Annotated in this window: 21 protein-coding genes and 1 pseudogene; 11 read left to right on the top strand and 11 right to left on the bottom strand. The window is 75.4% G+C overall.

Going from position 1 to position 18,270, the window contains the following annotated elements:
* Nucleotides 1–130 precede the first annotated feature (130 nt).
* From DQ238_RS10775 to DQ238_RS10795, 5 genes are all read right to left on the bottom strand, one after another.
* Nucleotides 131–1,801, bottom strand: coding sequence for a GMC family oxidoreductase (locus DQ238_RS10775; protein WP_199506269.1), 1,671 nt, complete (start codon nt 1,799–1,801; stop codon nt 131–133).
* Nucleotides 1,798–2,547 (bottom strand): gluconate 2-dehydrogenase subunit 3 family protein, encoded by a 750-nt coding sequence (locus DQ238_RS10780; RefSeq protein WP_113781291.1) that lies wholly within the window; start codon nt 2,545–2,547, stop codon nt 1,798–1,800. Before DQ238_RS10780 ends, DQ238_RS10775 begins: the two co-directional genes overlap by 4 nt.
* 4 nt (nt 2,548–2,551) lie before the next feature.
* Nucleotides 2,552–3,064 carry a hypothetical protein gene (locus DQ238_RS10785; RefSeq protein ID WP_199506270.1) on the bottom strand — a complete coding sequence of 171 codons (513 nt, stop codon included), beginning with the start codon at nt 3,062–3,064 and terminating at the stop codon, nt 2,552–2,554.
* The gene (locus DQ238_RS10790; RefSeq protein ID WP_113781292.1) at nt 3,052–4,818 is read right to left on the bottom strand and encodes a thiamine pyrophosphate-dependent enzyme; all 1,767 of its coding nucleotides are present in this window, start codon (nt 4,816–4,818) and stop codon (nt 3,052–3,054) included. Before DQ238_RS10790 ends, DQ238_RS10785 begins: the two co-directional genes overlap by 13 nt.
* Nucleotides 4,819–4,889: 71 nt before the next feature.
* Nucleotides 4,890–5,081 (bottom strand): hypothetical protein, encoded by a 192-nt coding sequence (locus DQ238_RS10795; RefSeq protein WP_113781293.1) that lies wholly within the window; start codon nt 5,079–5,081, stop codon nt 4,890–4,892.
* Nucleotides 5,082–5,423: 342 nt separating this feature from the next.
* Here DQ238_RS10795 and DQ238_RS10800 point away from each other — a divergent pair, with 342 nt between their 5' ends.
* A complete protein-coding gene (locus DQ238_RS10800; RefSeq protein ID WP_158550760.1) occupies nt 5,424–5,807 on the top strand; it encodes an ATP-binding protein in 384 nt (127 codons plus the stop codon).
* A gap of 69 nt (nt 5,808–5,876) precedes the next feature.
* On the opposite strand, the gene DQ238_RS10805 is transcribed toward DQ238_RS10800, so the two are convergent.
* Nucleotides 5,877–6,269: a glyoxalase/bleomycin resistance/extradiol dioxygenase family protein gene (locus DQ238_RS10805; RefSeq protein ID WP_113781389.1), complete on the bottom strand. Its 393-nt coding sequence runs from the start codon at nt 6,267–6,269 to the stop codon at nt 5,877–5,879.
* 78 nt (nt 6,270–6,347) lie between these two features.
* Between DQ238_RS10805 and DQ238_RS10810 the strand changes: the two genes are divergently transcribed.
* Nucleotides 6,348–6,851, top strand: coding sequence for a DUF2505 domain-containing protein (locus DQ238_RS10810; protein WP_158550761.1), 504 nt, complete (start codon nt 6,348–6,350; stop codon nt 6,849–6,851).
* Nucleotides 6,852–6,861: 10 nt separating this feature from the next.
* On the opposite strand, the gene DQ238_RS10815 is transcribed toward DQ238_RS10810, so the two are convergent.
* Both DQ238_RS10815 and DQ238_RS10820 read right to left on the bottom strand, forming a co-directional pair.
* Nucleotides 6,862–7,338, bottom strand: coding sequence for a GNAT family N-acetyltransferase (locus DQ238_RS10815; RefSeq protein ID WP_158550762.1), 477 nt, complete (start codon nt 7,336–7,338; stop codon nt 6,862–6,864).
* Nucleotides 7,339–7,346: 8 nt separating this feature from the next.
* Nucleotides 7,347–7,877 carry a universal stress protein gene (locus DQ238_RS10820; RefSeq protein WP_113781297.1) on the bottom strand — a complete coding sequence of 177 codons (531 nt, stop codon included), beginning with the start codon at nt 7,875–7,877 and terminating at the stop codon, nt 7,347–7,349.
* A gap of 266 nt (nt 7,878–8,143) precedes the next feature.
* Between DQ238_RS10820 and DQ238_RS10825 the strand changes: the two genes are divergently transcribed.
* The 3 genes from DQ238_RS10825 (at nt 8,144) to DQ238_RS10830 (ending at nt 10,266) form a co-directional block, all read left to right on the top strand.
* The gene (locus DQ238_RS10825; RefSeq protein ID WP_113781298.1) at nt 8,144–9,505 is read left to right on the top strand and encodes a serine/threonine-protein kinase; all 1,362 of its coding nucleotides are present in this window, start codon (nt 8,144–8,146) and stop codon (nt 9,503–9,505) included.
* A gap of 70 nt (nt 9,506–9,575) precedes the next feature.
* Nucleotides 9,576–9,716, top strand: a complete 141-nt coding sequence (locus tag DQ238_RS23185; protein WP_199506271.1) for a hypothetical protein — start codon at nt 9,576–9,578, stop codon at nt 9,714–9,716.
* Between the two features lie 43 nt (nt 9,717–9,759).
* Complete coding sequence (locus tag DQ238_RS10830; RefSeq protein ID WP_113781299.1) at nt 9,760–10,266, top strand: DUF664 domain-containing protein; 507 nt, start codon at nt 9,760–9,762, stop codon at nt 10,264–10,266.
* 4 nt (nt 10,267–10,270) lie between these two features.
* Here the strand turns inward: DQ238_RS10830 and DQ238_RS10835 are convergent, their stop codons facing one another.
* On the bottom strand, nt 10,271–11,302 hold the full coding sequence (locus DQ238_RS10835; RefSeq protein WP_113781300.1) for an ion channel: 1,032 nt from the start codon (nt 11,300–11,302) through the stop codon (nt 10,271–10,273).
* A 254-nt stretch (nt 11,303–11,556) separates the two neighbouring features.
* Here DQ238_RS10835 and DQ238_RS10840 point away from each other — a divergent pair, with 254 nt between their 5' ends.
* Nucleotides 11,557–12,624, top strand: a complete 1,068-nt coding sequence (locus DQ238_RS10840) for a DUF222 domain-containing protein (RefSeq protein ID WP_370447512.1) — start codon at nt 11,557–11,559, stop codon at nt 12,622–12,624.
* 234 nt (nt 12,625–12,858) lie between these two features.
* On the opposite strand, the gene DQ238_RS24375 is transcribed toward DQ238_RS10840, so the two are convergent.
* Both DQ238_RS24375 and DQ238_RS23715 read right to left on the bottom strand, forming a co-directional pair.
* A complete protein-coding gene (locus tag DQ238_RS24375) occupies nt 12,859–13,362 on the bottom strand; it encodes a hypothetical protein (RefSeq protein ID WP_370447513.1) in 504 nt (167 codons plus the stop codon).
* A gap of 56 nt (nt 13,363–13,418) precedes the next feature.
* Nucleotides 13,419–13,586 (bottom strand): annotated as a pseudogene (locus DQ238_RS23715) (FAD-dependent monooxygenase); the annotation flags it as partial.
* A 65-nt stretch (nt 13,587–13,651) separates the two neighbouring features.
* Here DQ238_RS23715 and DQ238_RS10850 point away from each other — a divergent pair.
* From DQ238_RS10850 to DQ238_RS10870, 5 genes are all read left to right on the top strand, one after another.
* Entirely contained in the window at nt 13,652–14,047 is a 396-nt protein-coding gene (locus DQ238_RS10850; protein WP_158550763.1) for a MarR family transcriptional regulator, read from the top strand.
* Nucleotides 14,048–14,156: 109 nt separating this feature from the next.
* Entirely contained in the window at nt 14,157–15,407 is a 1,251-nt protein-coding gene (locus DQ238_RS10855; RefSeq protein ID WP_199506272.1) for a glycosyltransferase family 4 protein, read from the top strand.
* 79 nt (nt 15,408–15,486) lie between these two features.
* Nucleotides 15,487–16,332 carry a class I SAM-dependent methyltransferase gene (locus DQ238_RS10860; RefSeq protein ID WP_113781302.1) on the top strand — a complete coding sequence of 282 codons (846 nt, stop codon included), beginning with the start codon at nt 15,487–15,489 and terminating at the stop codon, nt 16,330–16,332.
* Nucleotides 16,333–16,372: 40 nt separating this feature from the next.
* Nucleotides 16,373–17,419 (top strand): prenyltransferase, encoded by a 1,047-nt coding sequence (locus DQ238_RS10865; protein ID WP_233495874.1) that lies wholly within the window; start codon nt 16,373–16,375, stop codon nt 17,417–17,419.
* On the top strand, nt 17,416–18,264 hold the full coding sequence (locus DQ238_RS10870) for a glycosyltransferase family 2 protein (protein ID WP_233495875.1): 849 nt from the start codon (nt 17,416–17,418) through the stop codon (nt 18,262–18,264). The genes DQ238_RS10865 and DQ238_RS10870 overlap by 4 nt, the downstream gene beginning before the upstream one ends.
* Nucleotides 18,265–18,270: the final 6 nt, after the last annotated feature.

Raw genomic sequence — 18,270 nt, forward strand, 5'->3', positions numbered from 1 at the left:
TGAGCGCCGTCACTCGAGCGTCCCCGTCGGCCTCGAGGGGGACGCCGGTGGCACCCGGTAGACCTGGACGTCGACCGCGGTCACCGGGGCCGAGGAGGTCGCCGCGGTCATCGCGCCGGTGCTGCCGGGGTCACCGCCGCGCTCCCGTCGGCGTCCCGCCGCGCGAGGTCGCCAGCAGCCGGTCGGCGAACCGCGCCGCCAGCGCCATGATCGTCAGCGCGGGGTTCGCCGAGCCCTGGGTGGGCAGCACGCTGCCGTCGGTGATGAACAGGTTCGGCACCGCGAACGTGCGCTGGTCGGCGTCGACCACCCCGGAGCGCTCGTCGGCCGCCATCCGGCAGCCGCCGACCAGGTGAGCGTAGCGCTGGATGGTCATCACCTCGGTGGCGCCGGCCGCCCGCATCATCTCCTCCATCGTCTGCGCGGCGGCCTTGACCAGCTGCTCGTCGTTGTCGCACTGGCTGTAGGAGAAGTTGGCCACCGGCAGCCCGTGACGGTCCTCGACGTCGGCCAGGGTGACCGAGTTGCGGTACTGCGGCAGGAACTCGCACAACGCCCCGAAGACCGCCCAGTGGTTGTAGTCGCGCATGTACTCGCGCAGCACCGCTCCCCAGTGCCCCTGGGCGGTGACGTGCTCGGAGTAGGTGATCGGCAGCGGGGAGACCGTCTGCAGCGAGAACCCGCGCTGGTAGGGCTTGGTCGGGTCGGTCTCGTAGAACTGTTCGCTGGAGGCCTCCGGGGGAGGTGCTTTGTACATGCGCACCTCCCGCTCGAAGCGCCCGGAGGTCTGCGGCGCGCCCTGCACCATGAGGTAGCGCCCGACCTGCCCGAAGTCGTTGCACAGCCCGTCGGGGAAGCGCCTGGAGGCGCTCAGCAGCAGCAGCCGCGGGGTCTCGATGGAGTACCCGGCGACGGCGACCATGCGCGCCCGCTGCACGTGCGCCACGCCGTTGCGCAGGTACTCCACCCCGGTCGCCCGGCCGGTGCGCTCGTCGACGCAGACCCGGGTGACCATGCAGCCGGCGCGCACCTCCGCCCCGTGTGCCAGGGCGTCGGGCACGTGGGTGATGAGCGGGGACGCCTTGGCGTTGACCTTGCACCCCTGCAGGCAGAAGCCCCGGTAGATGCAGTGCTGGCGGTTGCCGAAGCGGCCGTTGGGGATGGCCACCGGCCCCACCCGCGCCTCGATGCCGGCGGCCCAGGCCGCTCGCAGGAAGGTCTCCCCGTTGCCGCCCAGCCGGTGGGCGTGGTGGGGGTAGGTGTGCGGGTCGCCCCACGGCCACGGCTCCCCGGCCACGGGGAGCTCGGACTCGATGTCCTCGTAGTAGGGCTTGAGGTCGGCGTAGCCGATCGGCCAGTCCGCCCCGACCCCGTCGTCGGTGGCGGTGCGGAAGTCCGAGGGGTGGAACCGGGGGGTGTAGCCGGCGAAGTGGACCATGGAGCCGCCCACGCCGCGCCCGGAGTTGTTCGACCCGAGCGGTACCGGGGTCTCGCCGCTGATCACCCGCGGCTCGGTCCAGTAGATGCGGTGGGAGCCGCGCTCGTCGCTGACCCAGTCCAGGTCGGGGTCCCAGAACGGGCCGGCGTCGAGGGCCACGACGGTGCAGCCGGCGCGGGCCAGGCGCTGCAGGACGGTGGCACCGCCGGCGCCGCAGCCGACGACGACCAGGTCGACCTCGTCGTCGTCGGCGAAGCGGCGCATGTCGGCCCGCAGCCGGTGGTTGGTGCGGTCCTGGCCGTCGGGGACGAGCCACGCCGAGGCGTTGCGCGCCCGGATCGAGGCGTCGGACAGTCGCCTCACGAGTCCTGCCCCTGCACCGGCGGGTCGTTCCCCTCCGGCGGGCCCTGCCGTCCCGGTCGGACCCGGGTGTTGCGCTCGTGCTCGGCGCGGGCCTGCTCGATGCGCTGCCCGGCGGTCACCGGGTCGGTGGGTGCTGCGTCGGCGACCTCCCAGTTCTCCCGCTTGTCGATGCCGGTGCTCTTGTACCCGCGCGGATAGGCCGGGCCGCCGAAGCCGATCTCGTTCCAGGCCCAGGGGTGGGCGTAGAACTCCGCGCAGGCATAGCGGGTCCACAGGCTCCACACCCGGGAGGCGGGCAGGTCGTGCCAGGCGCCCTCGGTCTGCTGCACCGCGGCGACGAGGTCGCCCTGGTCGGCCCAGTCGAGCTCGCCGAAGCCCCGGCCGAAGCGCTCGCGGGCGTCGGCGTCCAGCGCGGCCAGGGAGCGGCGCCACGCCTCGGCGTCGTCGGGCATCCCCTCGTAGACGTAGCCGTCGGTCTCCCCGGAGGCCAGCCGGGCGTCGATCATCGGCAGCACCGGGACCTTCGGCTCGCCGTCCTGTCCGAGGATCTGGTCGACCAGCGGGGTGGCCACTGCCTGCTCGGCCGCGGTGAAGAAGACCAGCTGGTCGTTGGGGCTCAGCCGGGCCAGGATCATGCCGGTGGTGACGTCGTCCTGCCGCTTGAGCTCGTCGAGGACGTCGTAGCCGGGGTAGCGGCCCCGGCCCTGCGGGGTGACGCCGCGCAGCGACGGTGGGCGGAACGGCACGTCGTCAGAACTCCTCGCGGCGCAGCGCCGAGGCCAGCAGGCCCATCCCGCCGACCAGGCTGGCCAGCGCGGGGGCGAAGGCCGGTGGACCCATCTCCACGTTGTAGCGCAGGTTGTGCACCCCGCCGGGCTTGCTCAGGATGCCCCGCCAGTGCAGGACGGTGCCCTGCAGACCGTTGGCGATGACCACGAGTGAGGCGACCGGCAGCACCCTCCGGGCCGCGCGCTCGGAGAACACCGCGGCGACCCCGGCCGGTGCCAGCGACGGCACGATGACCACCGGCCACCACATCATCTTGTTGCCGAAGCTGGCCGAGTCGTGCTCGGTGAAGATCTCGCCGGCGGTGACCAGCGCGCCGCCGGCGGCCAGGGCGGCCAGAGTGCGCTCGAAGCGGCCGGTGCGCACGTCGTGCAGCACCGTCTGCAGCGGGCCGCGGCGCACCGGCAGGGGCGCGCGGCGGCGCACCATGCCGGTCACCGAGCCGGTCAGGCGCCTGCGGGCGCTCACGAGGTCCACTCGCGGATCTTGTCCTTGACGATGGTGGTGACCGTCTCCGCCTTGTGCGGCTGCCCGCGGAGGAACGCCTCGGTGAACGCCTTGGCCTGCTTGAACTCGATGGTGCCGGGGATCGGCGGCTCGTTGGGGTTGACGTCCACGTCGACCAGGGCAGGGCCGGGGGAGGCGAAGGCCTCGCGGACGGCGTCGGCCACGCGGGCGGGGTCCTTGACCTTCTCGCCGTGGGCGCCGCAGCCGCGCGCCCAGGTGGAGAAGTCGGTCTCCGGCTGCAGGTGGCGCACCGCGTACTCGGGGTAGCCCAGCTCGATCTGCTCCCACAGGATCTGCCCGTAGGCGTTGTTGTTGTTGATGACGACCTTGATCGGCAGCTCCTCGCGCACCGCGGTGATGAAGTCGGCCATGAGCATCGCGAAGCCGCCGTCGCCGACGAAGGCGACGACCTGCCGGCCGGGGAAGGCGCGCTGGATGCCGATGGCGTACGGCAGCCCGGGCGCCATCGTGGCCAGGTTGCCCGACAGGTAGAACTCCCGGCCGCCGCGGATCGTCCAGTGCCGCGCCGCCCAGGTGGCGATGGTGCCGGAGTCGCAGGTGAGGATCGCGTCGTCGGTCGCGACGTCGTCGATGACCCCCATGAGGTACTGGGGGGCGATCGGGTCGCGGTCGGCGTCCTCCAGCGACTCCATCTCCCGGCGCCACTTCGCCATGTCCTCCTGCGCTCCCTGCAGGAACGAGCGGTCCTCGGCGCGGGTCAGCATCGGCAGCAGCGCGGCGAGCGCCTTCTTCGCGTCGGCGGTGACCGGGGCCTCGACCGGCAGGCGCATGCCCAGCAGGGTCGGGTCGGCGTCGATCTGCACCGCGCGCACCGACCCCGGCTTCGGCAGGTAGCTGGCGTAGGGGTAGGAGGTGCCGACCATGAGCAGGGTGTCGCAACCGGCGACGACCTCGTCGCTGGGCCGGGTGCCGAGCAGCCCCAGGCCCCCGGTGGTCAACGGGTGGTCGTCGGGGACGACCTGCTTGCCGGGCAGGGTCTTGATGATCGGTGCGCCCAGGGCGTCGGCGACGGCCAGCACCTCCTCGCGGGCGTGCTTGGCGCCCACCCCGACGAGCATCGCGACCTTGGCGCCGGCGTTGAGGACTTCGGCCGCCCGGGCCAGGTCGGCGGGGTCGGGGGGCAGCTGCGGCACGCTGATGTTCGGGTCGCTCGCGGGCGCCTCACCCGGGCCGACGTGCCGGTAGGGGTCCTCGGTGACCGGGGCGACCTGCAGGTCGTTGGGGAAGGTCAGGTGGGCCACGGTGCGCTTGGCCAGCGCGTTGCGGATCGCCAGGTCGACCACCGCCGGCATCTGCAGGGGGCTGGTCACCATGAGGTTGTAGGCGGCCAGGTCCTGGTACAGCCGGTCCAGGTGCACCTCCTGCTGGTAGTTGGTGCCCAGCACGTTGGTCGCCTGCATACCGGTCAGCGCGAGCACCGGGACGTGGTCGAGCTTGGCGTCGTACAGCCCGTTGAGCAGGTGGATCGCCCCCGGCCCCGACGTCGCCACGCACACCCCGAGCTTCCCGGTGGCCTTGGCGTACCCGGTGGCCATGAACGCCGCCGCCTCCTCGTGGTGCACCAGCACGAACCGCAGCTGGTCGGAGGTGCGGCGGAACCCCTCCATCAGGCCGTTGATGCCGTCCCCGGGGAGCCCGAAGACCGTGTCCACGCCCCAGGCGACCAGCCGCTTGGCCAGGCTCTCGCCGACGATCTCGTCCATGTCCGCTCCTTGTCGTCGTCGTCGTCGTCGTCGTGGGAGGGCCGGTGGGACCTCGTTGCAGGGAGGGGTGGTCAGCCCCGGCGGCGTCCGACGACGAAGGCCACGGCAGCGAGGGCCAGCGCGCCCAGCACAGCGGGCCGCCTGAGGAAGCCGGCGAGCTGGCTGAACCCCGCCTTCGGGTCCACGACCGTGCCGGCGACGTTGCCGACCATCTCGGTGACGACGTCCCCGACGGTGTTCGCTGCTGCGCGTGCTCGTCCCATCACGCCTCCCGAGCTCCCCGTCACGGGTGGCCCACCGCAACGCCGCACGGGCGACTGCGGTCCGTTCCCCGATGAGCGGGTGGTAGCCGAAGCCTGTTGCAGAGCCGGCGAGGCAACGCTAGGGCACGCACCGGGACGACCGCGACCCCTTGACCGACGCGATGACGACAGCGCTGCGGATGCCAGGTCGCCGCCCTCCACCGGGCCTCACCGGCCCAGGTGTGGGGGGGCCGGTGCGCGGGCATCCAGTCCTCCCCAGCCAAGCCACGGCATCGGCAACGGAGCACCGTGTCCACTTCCGCCTCCCCTCCCCCTCGGCTCCTCCCGTGGGACACCGTCCCCGTGCCCGCGGCCGAGGAGTGCTGCAGCTGGGTCGTGCAGCGGCCCGGCCAGCTCGCCGCGGCCCGGCGGGCCGCCCGCGAGCACCTGGAGTCGGACCGGGTCCCGGCCGAGGCGGCCGAGCACGTCGTCATGGTCCTCGACGAGCTCGCCACCAACGCCCTGCGCCACGGCGCTCCCCCGGCCACGATCGAGCTGTGCGCCCACCCCGACGGCTGGCTGGTCATCGCCACCGACACCGCGCCGCACCGGATGCCGGCACCGACCGTGGACCGGCCCGCCGAGCACGGCGGCATGGGGCTGCGCATCGTCGCCGACCTGGCCGTCCGCCACGGCACGGACGTCGACGCCCGGCGCAAGTGCGTGTGGGCCCTGGTACCCGGCTGACCTGGTACCCGGCTGACCACGGGCGCTGCACGCGTCAGGGAGCGGCGCCGCGGGGCTGCCGCCTGCCCGCTACCAGCTCGCCCCGGGCTCGTAGGTGCCGAAGCTCCACTCGGTGCCGCCCGGGTCGAGGACGCGCGCCCGGCGGGTGCCCCACTCCGTGTCCTCCGGCGCGAACACCTCGGTACCGCCCGCGGCCAGCGCGCGGGCGTGGACGCCGTCGACGTCGTCGACGAGGAGGTAGAGCCCCTGCCCAGTGGAGCGGCCGACCAGCGCCGGCCTGGTGTAGGCGGCGTCGTCGCTGGCGACCATGACGACGACGTCGCCGAGCCGGACCTCCGCGTGCTGCACCGCGCCGTCGGGGCCGTCCTGCCGGCGGACCACCGCAAAGCCGACGGCCTCCAGCCAGCGCAGGGCGGCGGGCGCGTCCGCGTAGCTCAGGTAGGCGAACAGCCGGGCCGGCACGGTCGGACCGTAGTGCCGCGCCGCCCGGGCCGGACGGAGCCGGCGAGCGCCTGCGGCCGGGACGGCGGAAGATGCGGCGTGCCCATCGACCACACCGCCCTCTACGCCGCCGGCCCGGACGATGTGCTCGCCGTCCTCGGCGACGAGTCGTTCCTCCGCGACTACGCCCGGGCCCTGGGCGCCCGCCTGCAGTCGGTCGAGAGCACCGACGTGGACGGCGGGACGCAGACGACGCTGCGGCTGCTGGTGCCCACGACCGGGATCCCCGCGGTGTTCACCCGCTTCGTCGGCAACGAGGTCGCCGTGGTCGACCGCCGGACCTGGACGGTGGACGGCGACCGCGGGTACCGCGGCGGGCTGCAGGTCACGGCGGAGGTCTTCGGGCGCAGCGCGGTGGTGCGCGGAGAGCGCCGGCTGACCGCGGTCGCGGGTGGCACCCGTTCGACGGTGACCGGGGAGGCGGAGGTCGACGCCCCGCTCGTCGGCCGCCAGGCCGAGGCCGCCGTCCGCGAGCTGGCGCTGGTCGTGCTGCGCCGCGAGGACGAGGTGCTCCGCGGCTGGCTGGGCGACCCGGGCTCCTAGACCCGTGCTCCTAGACCCGTGGCTCCTGGCGCAGGTCCCGCTCGTACCAGACCTCCCGCAGCCGGCGGCCGCGCCACTCCCGCTCGAGGACCTCGCCGGTGGCCCACCAGCCGGCCGCCTCGTAGAACCGCCGCGGCCCGGTGTTGCGCTCCTCGGTGCGCAGCCGCGCCCGCCGGTGCCCGGCCGCCCGCAGCCGGTCGAGCACCCGGTCGAGCAGCAGGCGCCCGGTGCCGCGTCCCTGGGCCTCGGGGTCGACGTAGAGGTGGGCGACCTCCCCGGTGACCTCGTCGGCCCGCGCGAACCCGACGACCCGTCCGGCGCGCTCAGCGACCAGGAGGCCCGGCTCGGCCACCCGGGCCCGCCACAGCGCGACCTCCGGCCGGGCCAGCACGTCCCCGAGGAACGACGACCAGGCCGCCCGGCCGGCCCGCGCGTGCACGGCGGCGACCGCGGCCGCGTCGTCCGGGACCGCGGGACGGATCCGCACCGGGGCGGTCAGCCGACCGCCGTCCGGTCGTCGGGGGCACCCTCCTCGCGCTGCCGCAGCCGGGCGCGGTGCGCCTCCGATGAGTGGACGACGGTCACCGGGCAGGTCGCGTGCAGCGCGCACTGCATGCTGACCGATCCGAGCAGCATGCTGGAGAACCCGCCGTGCCCGCGGCTGCCCACGACGAGCAGGTCGGCGTCGGCCGACTCGCGGATCAGCACGTCGGCCGCCGCGCCCAGGACGGCCCGCACCCGCACCTGCGGCGCCGGCTGGGGCACCTCGCGCAGCACCTCGGCCACGAACGCCTCGGCCTGCTCGGCGGCGGCCCGCTCGGCCCGGTCGTGCTGGTAGTCGCCGGCGACGTAGAAGTCCATCCAGGTCTCCGGTGGCCGGTAGGCGGCGACCGCGTCGACGTCGACGCCGCGGCGGGCGGCGTCCTCGAGCGCGAAGCGCAGCGCGGCCCGCGCGCCGGTGGAGCCGTCCACCCCCACGACCACCCGCGACGCGCCCTCGTCGACCCGCTCGGCCTGCTCGGTCATCGCGGCCTCCTCGACCTCGCCGCCGCGGCTCCGGGCGCCGCCGGCACGGGCCCGAGCATGGGGGCCGGCGGCCGCGCCCGGACAGGGACCTCCGTCACCGCGGGGACGGTCGACCGGCTCAGGGGCCGGCGGCCGGCCCCTGGCCGGGGAGCCGGACTGCGACCTCGCCGCGGTTGGCCACCAGCGGCCGGGAGAGCGCCACGGGTGGGAGTCCGGGGGACGCGCTCGGCCCCGCACCGACGCCCGAGCGGGCGTACCGTCCGCCCATGACCGCGCAGCCGGAAGCCGACCGACTGGTGGGTGGGCGCTACGCGCTCCGCGAGGTCCTGGGCCGCGGCGGCATGGGGGTCGTGTGGCTGGCCACCGACACCCGGCTGGAACGGCCGGTGGCGGTCAAGGAGGTCACCTTCGCGCTGCACCTCACCGACGAGGAGCGCCGCGTGCTGCGCGAGCGCACGCTGCGCGAGGCCCGCACCGCCGCCCGGCTCGACCACCCCTCGGTCACCTCCGTCTACGACGTGGTGGAGGAGGACGGGCGGCCGTGGCTGATCATGGAGCACGTCGAGTCCTGCAGCCTCCAGCAGATCGTCGACAAGGACGGCCCGCTGCCGTGGCCGGCCGTGGCCCGCATCGGGCTCGACGTGCTCGCCGGGCTGGAGGCCGCGCACGAGGCCGGGATCGTGCACCGCGACGTCAAGCCGGCCAACGTGCTCGTCACCGGCGACGGCCGGGCCTGCCTCACCGACTTCGGCATCGCGACGGCCACCGGTGACCCGACCATCACCACCGCCGGCGCGATCATCGGCTCGCCGTCCTACATGGCGCCCGAGCGCGCCAACGGCGAGCAGCCCGGCCCGGCGGCGGACCTGTGGTCGCTCGGCGCCACGCTGTACACCGCCCTCGAGGGCCGGCTCGCGTTCTCCCGCGGCGAGCCGATGGCCACTCTCATGGCGGTCGTCTACGAGGAGCCCGCGTCGATGACGAGCGCCGGCCCGCTGGAGTCGGTGGTGCGCGGCCTGCTCACCAAGGACCCGGCCCGCCGGATGCCGGCCGAGCAGGCGCGCCGGCAGCTGCAGGCCGCGCTCGCCTCCGCCGAGGACGCGCCGCGGTGGGCGCCGCCCGACCCGTCGTCGCGCCGACCCGGGCCGCCGCCGGAGGGTGCCCGGGTGGTGCGCTTCGACGCCGCCGACCTCAGGGCCCTGGCCGCGGCGTCGGCCACCGTCCTCGGCTCGGTGGCCCGGGACGCCCGCGACCAGGCGCGCCACCTCGCCGACCGCCTGGGCGAGAAGCGGGCGGCGGAGCGGCAGCGACGCCGGGGAACCGGGGAACACTCCCCGGTCGGAGGGGACACGGCCCCGGAGGGACCCCCTGCCCCGACCTCGTACGCGGGCCCGACCTCGTACGCGAGCCCCGCGCCGGCCCCGGGGGAACGGACGTCGGCCCCCGACAGACGGCCCCCGACGGCCGAGGCACGACGGCCGGACCCCGACCGCGACACCCGGCCCCACCCGCGGTGGCGGTTCAAGCGCCGCTGGGTCGTCGTCCCGGTGCTGGTGGTGCTGCTGGTCCTCGTCCTCGTCGTCGGCGGCACGGTCGCCCTCCTCGGGTACGCCTTCGGCTGGTTCTAGGACCGCGGCGGGCGGCCGGCGGCACCGGTCCCCGCGGGCGGTCGAGCCAGACCTGGGGCAGGCTCGGGCCATGACGACCCCCTCGTCCGAGACGCCGCAGCCCCGGGACATCGCCGTGGAGATGGAGACCCCCGAGCAGGCCACCGAGCTCGAGGCGCAGAGCGAGCCCGGGGACGGCCCGGACGCCGACCGCCCGGCCACACCCAGCTGACCGGCCGGTTGACGCGCGGGCCGCGGCGGGTAGCGACCGGCGCATGCGCAGCTGCGACCTCCTCCGCTACGCCTACGACCAGGTCTCGGAGACGCTGGCCCGGAGCGTCGAGGGGTTGACGCCCGAGGACCTCGACCACCGGGTCGCACCGGACGCCAACCCGATCGGCTGGCTGGTCTGGCACCTGCTGCGGGTGCAGGACGACCACGTCGCCGACGTCGCCGGCACCGAGCAGGTCTGGACGGCGGAGGGCTGGGCCGAGCGGTTCGGCCTGCCGGTCGACGTCTCGGCCACCGGCTACGGGATGAGCAGCGAGGAGGTGGCCGCCGTCCGGGTGCCGTCGGTGGACCTGCTGCTGGGCTACTCCGAGGCCGTGCACGCGCGGACGGCGCGGTTCCTGGCCGGGCTGACCGACGACGACCTCGACCGCGTGGTCGACGAACGCTGGGACCCGCCGGTCACCCTCGGCGTCCGGTTGGTCAGCGTGCTCTCCGACGACCTGCAGCACCTCGGCCAGGCGGCCTACCTCCGCGGGCTGCGAGGCGCCTGACGCCTCAACGCCCGGCGCGCAGCCGGGCGGGCTCGATCCGCCGTCCGGCGACGTAGTACAGGGTGGCGCCCGCGGGTACCGGGGCGTCCCAGCCCGGGCTGACGGTGAGCGCGCCGTCGGTGCGCACGGCGAGCACCGTGGCGCCGAAGGTCTGCCCGAACCACGTCTGGCAGGCGCCGAAGGTGGCGTGCGCGAACCCGGACGGCACCCGGGTGGAGTAGGTGTTGCCGTGCCCGCCGCTGGTCATCAGGTCGTTGTAGACCTGCGCGATCCCCGGGTCGTTGGCCTCCTCGGTCAGCAGGAACGGCATGTGCCACTGCACCGCCTGCACGTTCGGATGCGCGTAGCGCAGGGTGCCCAGCCGGCCGAGGTCGCGCAGCGCGGCGACCAGGTGGATGCCGGGGTTGGCGTGCGCCACGGCGAGGACGACGGCCAGCGCCTCGTTGTCGTCGCGGACGTCGACCACCGCCGTCCGCGCACAGGCCACGCAGGCGCGGGCCATGACGTCCTCGCCGGTCAGGTCACCGCGCACGAAGTGGACCGCCGGCCGGTCGGGCAGCGGGTCCTCGGGGACGTCGTCCCACGCGCAGAGCACCACCTGCACGCGGTCCTCGGCGGTGAGCTCGGCGACGATGCGCGCGGTCCGCCCGGGCGTGTAGCCCAGCAGGACGACGTGGTCGGCGAGGTCCAGGGCGACCAACCCCCTCAGTCTCCTGCCGCGCACCGACTGCAGCGCGGCGGCCAGCTGGGTGAACAGCAGGGTGAGCGTGACGATGCCGCCGACGATCACGTACAGGCCGACGACCCGGCCCCCGAGCGAGGCCGGGTAGACGTCGCCGTACCCGACGGTGGCCGCGGTGACGAGGAAGTACCACCAGTACGTGCCGGGTGCGGCGATGCCGGTCGCGGCCGGCTCGACCAGGGCCATCGCCAGCCAGCTGCTCAGGAACACGAAGACGGCGACGGCCAGCGGCAGCCGCCACCCGTGCAGCCGCAGACGGAGCAGGCGCGCGAAGCGCGCGACGAAGAACGGCACCCCACCTCCCGACGGCGACCGGGGGACGGTAGCGGACGCGATCACCGGACGACGGCCACCGACCTCCTCGGTGCGACCCTGGCGTCGAGCCGCGCGGGAAGGACCAGCGCCACAGGGTCTGTGGACCGATCGTCCACCTGTGGACGGGCGGCGCCGACTTGTCACAGGGCCGTGCTGCTCCAAGCACTCCTACACATCTCTGAGCAGCGCTTTCAGCTTGCACGGACACTGGCGACCGGATAGTCTTCGAACACGTGTTCGGACGAGTCGGGGAGGTCGGAGTGGGCGAGCTGTCCTCGGCACTGGACGCTCTGGCCGGCGACGACCTGACTCCGCTGTTCGGTCCGGCGCTGCTGGATCGGCTGCGCGAGCTGCTGGTCGCGCAGAACCGGATCGCCGCCGAGATCACCCGCACCGTGCGCGAGTGCGAGAGCGCCGGCGCCGCCGAGTTCGACGGGCTCAAGACGATGGCCTCCTGGCTGCGCGGGCACGCCCACCTGTCCCCGGCCGAGGCCGGGCGGGTGGTCCGCACCGGGCGGGCGATCGAGCACCTGCCGGCCCTGGCCGCGGCGTTCGCCGCCGGGACGGTGACCGCCGAGCAGGTGGCCGTGGTCGCGCCGATCAGCAAGCCGGAGAACCTGGCTACCGCTGCGGACCAGGAGGTCGACCTGGCCGCGGTCGACGCTGTGCTCGCCGAGGTCGCGGCCACCCGTCCGCACGTCGACCTGACCAGGGCGGTGCACCACTACCTGAGGCGGCTGGACCAGGACGGGCCGGAGCCCGATCCCACCGAGGGCCGACGGCTGTCGGTCGTCCGGCACGCCGACGGCAGCATCACCGGCCGCTTCGACCTCGATGCGGTGGGCGGGGAGAAGCTGCAGGTCGCGCTGGAGTCGCTGGTGCAGGCCGGCCGCTGCGCCGGGGATGAGCGCACCCGCGGCCAGCAGCTGGGCGACGCGCTGGTGCAGCTGGGCGATCTGGCCCTGGCTTCGGGCACCCTGCCCATCCTGCGCGGGCACAAGCCGCACGTGATCGTCACGATCGGCGTCGAGGACCTGGTCGACCCGGCCACCGGCCCGGGCGCGGCGCAGTTGGGTTCCGGCGGGCAGATCTCCACCGCTCGGGCGCGGTGGCTGGCCTGCGACGGGCAGGTCAGCCGGGTGGTGATGGGCCCCGACGGGATGCCGTTGGACTACAGCCGCACGGTGCGGCTGTTCCCGCCGCAGGTGCGTCGGGCCGCGGAGGTGCGCGACGGCGGGTGCGTGTTCGCCGGCTGTGGGGCGCCGACCTGGTGGTGCGACGTGCACCACCTACTGGAGTAGATCGACGGCGGCGAGACGTCGCTGACCAACAGCGCTCTCCTCTGCGAACGCCATCACACCAAGGTCCACCACGGCTTCCGCGTCGAGCGACAACCCGACGGCCGATGGCGCACCCGGCGACCCGACGGCACCGAGATCCTCATCGGGCCCCAGCGCACCGGGCCACCCCTCGTCACCGCGGCCTGATCCGGGCCCGCACCCTGGCCCAGTGCCTCGGTTGGACGCAGGTGCCTGTCAGCGGTCGAGGACCGCCCGCAGGGCTTCGTCGATGTGGGCGGCGTCCGCGCGGTCGGAGGTGCGCCAGGCGGTGACCCCGTCGGGGCGGACCAGCACGGTGCCGACCGGCCCTGCCCCGGACCGCTTCGCCCAGGGGCCCTCCGGGTCGACCTGGTGCACCCGCGCCTCGATGCCCAGTCGGTCGGCCACCGCGCGTGCCGTGTCGGCGGAGTCGACGTCCGCGGTGAGCACGAGGAACCACGGGCCGAGCAGGTCGCGCGGTGACCGGCTCGACCCCCGCTGCAGGGGTGCGTGGACGACGCGGGTGCCCGGCCGACCGGACGGGACGGTGCGAACGGGTCCTCGAACAGCTCGTCGCCGGCGTCGGGACCGTCGTCCGCCAGCACCGCACCCGAGCGGCACCGGTAGCCGAACAGCAGCCGCGCCGGGTCCATGGGCGGAGCCGTCGTGGCGTCGGCGAGGTCGGGTCGCTGCCGCTCGACGAGGTTGGCGCACTGCCACTCGGCGACCGCCTCGCCGTAGGGGCGCCGCTCCTGGTCGTGGCTGTCGAGCAGCCCGGGCCCGGCCTGGCCACGCACGACCGCGGCGCGCTTCCAGCCGAGCGAGTACCCGTCGAGCACCGCGAGGTTGCCGCCCTGCCCGCCGGTCGGTGGCATGAGGTGCGCGGCGTCGCCGACGAGGAGCACCCGGCCTGCGGCGTACCGGCCGGCATCCCGGCGACCCACTCCCCGGGCACATCGGTGGAGATGATCACGCCGGCGCCCCCGGGCAGTTCGGGGTTCTGCAGGTAGTGCTCGCCCGGCACGAGCAGGCGCTCACCGCCGGGCGGCTGGCCGAGCTCACCGGGCTGAGCACGTCGGCGACCACCGCGATGCTCGACCGCCTCGAGCGCCGCGGGTTCCTCGAGCGCCGCCGCGACCCGGACGACCGCCGCAAGGTGGTGGTCGCCGTCACCGGCCGTCACGTCGAAGAGCTCGGCGGGATCTTCACCGAGCTGGCCGACACCGTGCGCCAGGTGCTCGACGGCTACGACGACGAGCAGCTGCAGCTGCTCACCGACTTCGTCCTGCGGCTGAACGCGCTGGCCCACGAACGCACGAGCAGCCTCACCGGCGCCTCGGTCGTCGACGCGGCCGCAACGGCGTCGGAGCTCTCTCCACCGCGGTCGACCCGGCCTCGACGCTGAGGGTGCACCGGTCGTCGCCGACGGCTCCTGGGCTCGGCGCGGGGCCCCGGACGCCGCGTCTCCACCGGGCGAACGAGCCGGTGACCAGGGGCCGTTAGAGTCGCCGACCATGGGACGGTCGCTGCGCATCGCACTGCTGTCCTACCGGAGCAAGCCGCACAGCGGCGGCCAGGGCGTCTACGTCCGGGCCCTCTCCCGCGAGCTGACCGCCCTCGGCCACGAGGTCACGGTCTTCAGCGGCCAGCCCTACCCCGAGCTGGACGACGGCGTGCCGCTCACCCGCGTGCCGAGCCTGGACCTCTACCGGGAGCCCGACCCGTTCCGCACCCCGCGGCCGAGCGAGTTCCGCGACTGGATCGACCTGGTCGAGTGGGCGATGATGGGCACCGCCGGGTTCCCCGAGCCGATGACCTTCAGCCTGCGGGCCGCCCGGCTGCTGCTGCCCCGCGCGGCCGAGTACGACGTCGTGCACGACAACCAGTCACTGGGCTGGGGCCTGCTGCAGCTGGTCCGCGCCGGGCTGCCCACCGTGGCCACCGTGCACCACCCGGTGGCCATCGACCGCGACCTCGAGCTCGCCGCCGCGCCGTCCCTGCGCCGCCGGCTGACCCTGCGCCGCTGGTACGCCTTCACCGGCATGCAGGCCCACGTCGCCCCGCGGCTGGACGGCGTCACCACCGTCTCGCACAGCTCCCGCCGCGACATCGAGACCCACCTCGGCGTCCCGGCGTCGGGCATCGGCGTCATCCCGGTCGGCATCGACCCCGACGTCTTCACCCCGCCGCTGCCCGACCGGCCGCGCGACCCGGCGTCGATCGTGGTGACCACCAGCGCCGACGTGCCGCTCAAGGGCCTGGTGCACCTGCTCGAGGCGGTGGCCAAGCTGCGCACCGAGCGGCCCGTGCGGCTGACCGTCGTGGGCAGCGCGCGCCCCGGCGGGCCGGCCGAGGCGGCGCTGGACCGCCTGGCGCTGCGCGACGCCGTCCGGTTCACCGGGCCGCTGCCCGAGCCCGACCTGGTGACCCTGCTGCAGACCGCCGCCGTCGTCGCCATCCCCTCCCTCTACGAGGGCTTCTCGCTGCCCGCGGTCGAGGCCATGGCCTGCGGCACCGCGCTGGTCGCCACGGACGCCGGCGCGCTGCCCGAGGTCGTCGGCAGGGAGGCCGGCCTGCGGGTGCGCGCCGGCGACGTCGGGGAGCTGACCGCGGCGCTGGCGCTGGTCCTCGACTCGCCGTCGCTGGCCGAACAGCTGGGCCGGGCCGGCCGGCGGCGGGTGCTGGCCTCCTACACCTGGCGCTCCACCGCCGAGCGGACGGCGGACTGGTACGCCGAGGTGCTGGAACGGAAGGGGTGCTCGTGAGGACGACGGGCGAGGGAGCACCGCAGGCGGCGCCGGCGACCGAGGAGCGGATCGAGCCCGGAGTCGCACCGGAGGGACAGTGCTGACCGTCGACTACGACCTGCTCGACCTGCGGCCGGGCACGACCGTCCTCGACCTGGGCTGCGGCGAGGGCCGGCACGCCTTCGAGGCCTTCCGCCGCGGCGCGCGGGTGGTGGCGGTCGACTGGGGCGTCCCCGAGGTGGAGACGACCAAGCGCTGGCTCGCCGCGATCGCCGAGGCCGGGGAGGCGCCGGAGGGTGCCCCCTACGAGGTGGTGCGCGCCGACCTGCGGGCCCTGCCGGTGCCCGACGCCAGCGTCGACCGGGTGATCGCCTCCGAGGTGCTCGAGCACGTCCCCGACGACGTCACCGCGCTGGCCGAGATCGCCCGGGTGCTCAAGCCCGGCGGGCGGGTGGCGGTGAGCGTGCCGCGGTACTTGCCCGAGCGGGTCTGCTGGGCGCTGTCGGACGCCTACCACGCCAACGAGGGCGGGCACGTGCGCATCTACCGCGGCGACGTGCTGCGCACCCGGCTCGCCGCCGCCGGCCTGGTGCCCGGGCGCCAGCACCACGCCCACGCGCTGCACGCGCCGTTCTGGTGGCTCAAGTGCGCCGTCGGCGTGGAGAAGGACACCGCCGCCGTCCGCGCCTACCACCGGCTGCTGGTCTGGGACCTCGCGCGGCGGCCGTGGCCGACCCGCACCGCCGAGCGGCTGCTCGACCCGGTCCTCGGCAAGAGCCTGGTCGTCTACGCCGACAAGCCGCTCGCCGTGGCCGACGAGCCGCTCGCCGTCGAACCGGTCGCCGTCGAACCGGTCGCCGTCGAACCGGTCGCCGTCGAGCCGGTCGCCGCTGCGGACGAGCCGGTCGCCGCCGAGCCCGGTCTGGAGCGGACCACTGTCTGAGCTGCTGCCCGAGCTGCCGGGGGTGCTCCGCGGGGAGCAGGTGCGCGCCACCGTCGCCGCGATCGCCGCGGAGCAGGAGGCCGACGGCGCGCTGCCCTGGTTCCGCGGCGGCCAGCTGGACCCGTGGGACTGCGTCGAGGCCGCGATGGCCCTCGACGTCGGCGGCGAGCACCAGCAGGCCCGCGCCGCCTACCGCTGGCTGGCCGGCCGGCAGCGGGCCGACGGGTCGTGGGCGGCGGAGTACCGGGCCGGCGTCGAGACCTCCCCCGCCGCGGAGAGCAACCACGCCGGCTACCTCGCCGTGGGGCTGTGGCACCGCTGGCTGTGCACCGGCGACGAGCAGCTGGTCGGCGAGCTGTGGCCGGTGGTGCGGCGCGGGCTGGACCTGGTCACCCGCATGCAGCTGCCCGGCGGCGCGGTGAGCTGGGCGCTGCGCCCCGACGGCACCCCCGACGACACGGCGCTGCTGACCGGCAACGCCAGCCTGTTCCAGGCACTGCGCTGCGGCGTGGCGCTGGCCGGCCTGACCGGGCAGCCGCAGCCGGACTGGGAGCTGGCCGCCACCGACCTGGGCACCGCGCTGCGCACCCGGCCGGAGGCGTTCGCCGACCGCTCCCGCTGGTCGATGGACTGGTACTACCCGGTCCTCGGCGGGGCGGTCACCGGGTCGGCGGCGGCCGCCCGGCTGGCCGCCGACTGGGACCGCTTCGTCGTCCCCGGGCTGGGCGCCCGGTGCGTCGCCGACCGGCCGTGGGTGACCGGCGCGGAGACCTGCGAGCTGGCGCTGGCGCTGGCCGCCGCGGGTCAGCCGGACGCCGCGGTCGAGCAGGTGGCGGCGATGCAGCACCTGCGCGCCGGCGACGGCTCCTACTGGACCGGGTACGTCTTCGCCGACGACGCGCGCTGGCCGGTCGAGCGGACGACGTGGACCGCCGCGGCCGTCGTCCTGGCCGTCGACGCGCTCTGCGGCGCCACCGGGGCCTCGCGCCTGTTCACCGACCCCGGCGCGCTGCCCCCGGCCGGGACGGAGGGATCACAGGAGACGGCGGGTTGGCTGCCCGACGGCGCGGGCAGGGGCACCCCGTGAGCACCTCCGCCGACGTCGCCGTCGTCGTCATGAGCCGCAACCGCCGCGACGACCTCCTCGCCACGCTGCCCCGGCACGAGGCCCCGGTCGTGCTGGTCGACAACGCCTCCACCGACGGCACGGTCGCGGCGGTGCGGGCGGCCCTGCCGGAGGTGACCGTCGTCCCGCTGGAGCGCAACGTCGGGTCCTACGCCCGCACGCTCGGTGTCGAGCGCGTCGGCAGCGAGTTCGTGGCCTTCGCCGACGACGACTCGTGGTGGGCGCCCGGCGACCTCGCCCGCGCCGTGGCCGTGATGCGCGCGCACCCGCGGCTGGCGGTGCTCAACGCCCGGGTCCTGGTCGGCCCCGACGAGCGGCTCGACCCCTTCTGCAGCGAGCTGGCGCGCAGCCCGCTGGGCACGCCGGCCGACCTGCCCGGCCCGGCGCTGCTGGGCTTCCTCGCCTGCGGCGCGATGGTGCGCACCGAGGCCTTCCTGGCCGTGGGCGGGTTCGACCCCGTCGTCCGCTTCCCCGGCGAGGAGGAGCGGCTGGCCCTCGACCTGGCCGCCGCCGGATGGGGCATGGCCTACGTCGACGAGGTCACCGTGCACCACCACCCGTCGGCCCGGCGGCACCCGCCCGAGCAGCGGCGGACGGCGATCTGGCGCAGCCGACTGCTCACCGCGGTGATGCGCCGGCCCGCGCCGGAGGTGGCCCGCCTGGTCGGACAGGCCCTCCGCGCCGGCGGGCCGGAGCGGCGGGCGCTGCTGCGGGCCCTGCCCGACCTGCCGGCCGCGCTGCGCCGGCGCCGGCCGATCCCGCCCGCAGTCCGCGCCGACCTGCGCGTCCTGGCCGGTGCGCGGTGACGGCCA

The sequence above is a fragment of the Geodermatophilus sp. TF02-6 genome (genome assembly GCF_003319115.1).
In the GTDB taxonomy this organism is placed as follows: domain Bacteria; phylum Actinomycetota; class Actinomycetes; order Mycobacteriales; family Geodermatophilaceae; genus Geodermatophilus.

Coding starts and splice junctions, on each gene's coding strand:
- DQ238_RS10790 (WP_113781292.1), bottom strand. CDS start 4,818: ATGGACGAGATCGTCGGCGAGAGCCTGGCCAAGCGGCTGGTCGCCTGG.
- DQ238_RS23185 (WP_199506271.1), top strand. CDS start 9,576: ATGACGACCCCCTCGTCCGAGACGCCGCAGCCCCGGGACATCGCCGTG.
- DQ238_RS10830 (WP_113781299.1), top strand. CDS start 9,760: ATGCGCAGCTGCGACCTCCTCCGCTACGCCTACGACCAGGTCTCGGAG.
- DQ238_RS10795 (WP_113781293.1), bottom strand. CDS start 5,081: ATGGGACGAGCACGCGCAGCAGCGAACACCGTCGGGGACGTCGTCACC.
- DQ238_RS10855 (WP_199506272.1), top strand. CDS start 14,157: ATGGGACGGTCGCTGCGCATCGCACTGCTGTCCTACCGGAGCAAGCCG.
- DQ238_RS10820 (WP_113781297.1), bottom strand. CDS start 7,877: ATGACCGAGCAGGCCGAGCGGGTCGACGAGGGCGCGTCGCGGGTGGTC.
- DQ238_RS10825 (WP_113781298.1), top strand. CDS start 8,144: ATGACCGCGCAGCCGGAAGCCGACCGACTGGTGGGTGGGCGCTACGCG.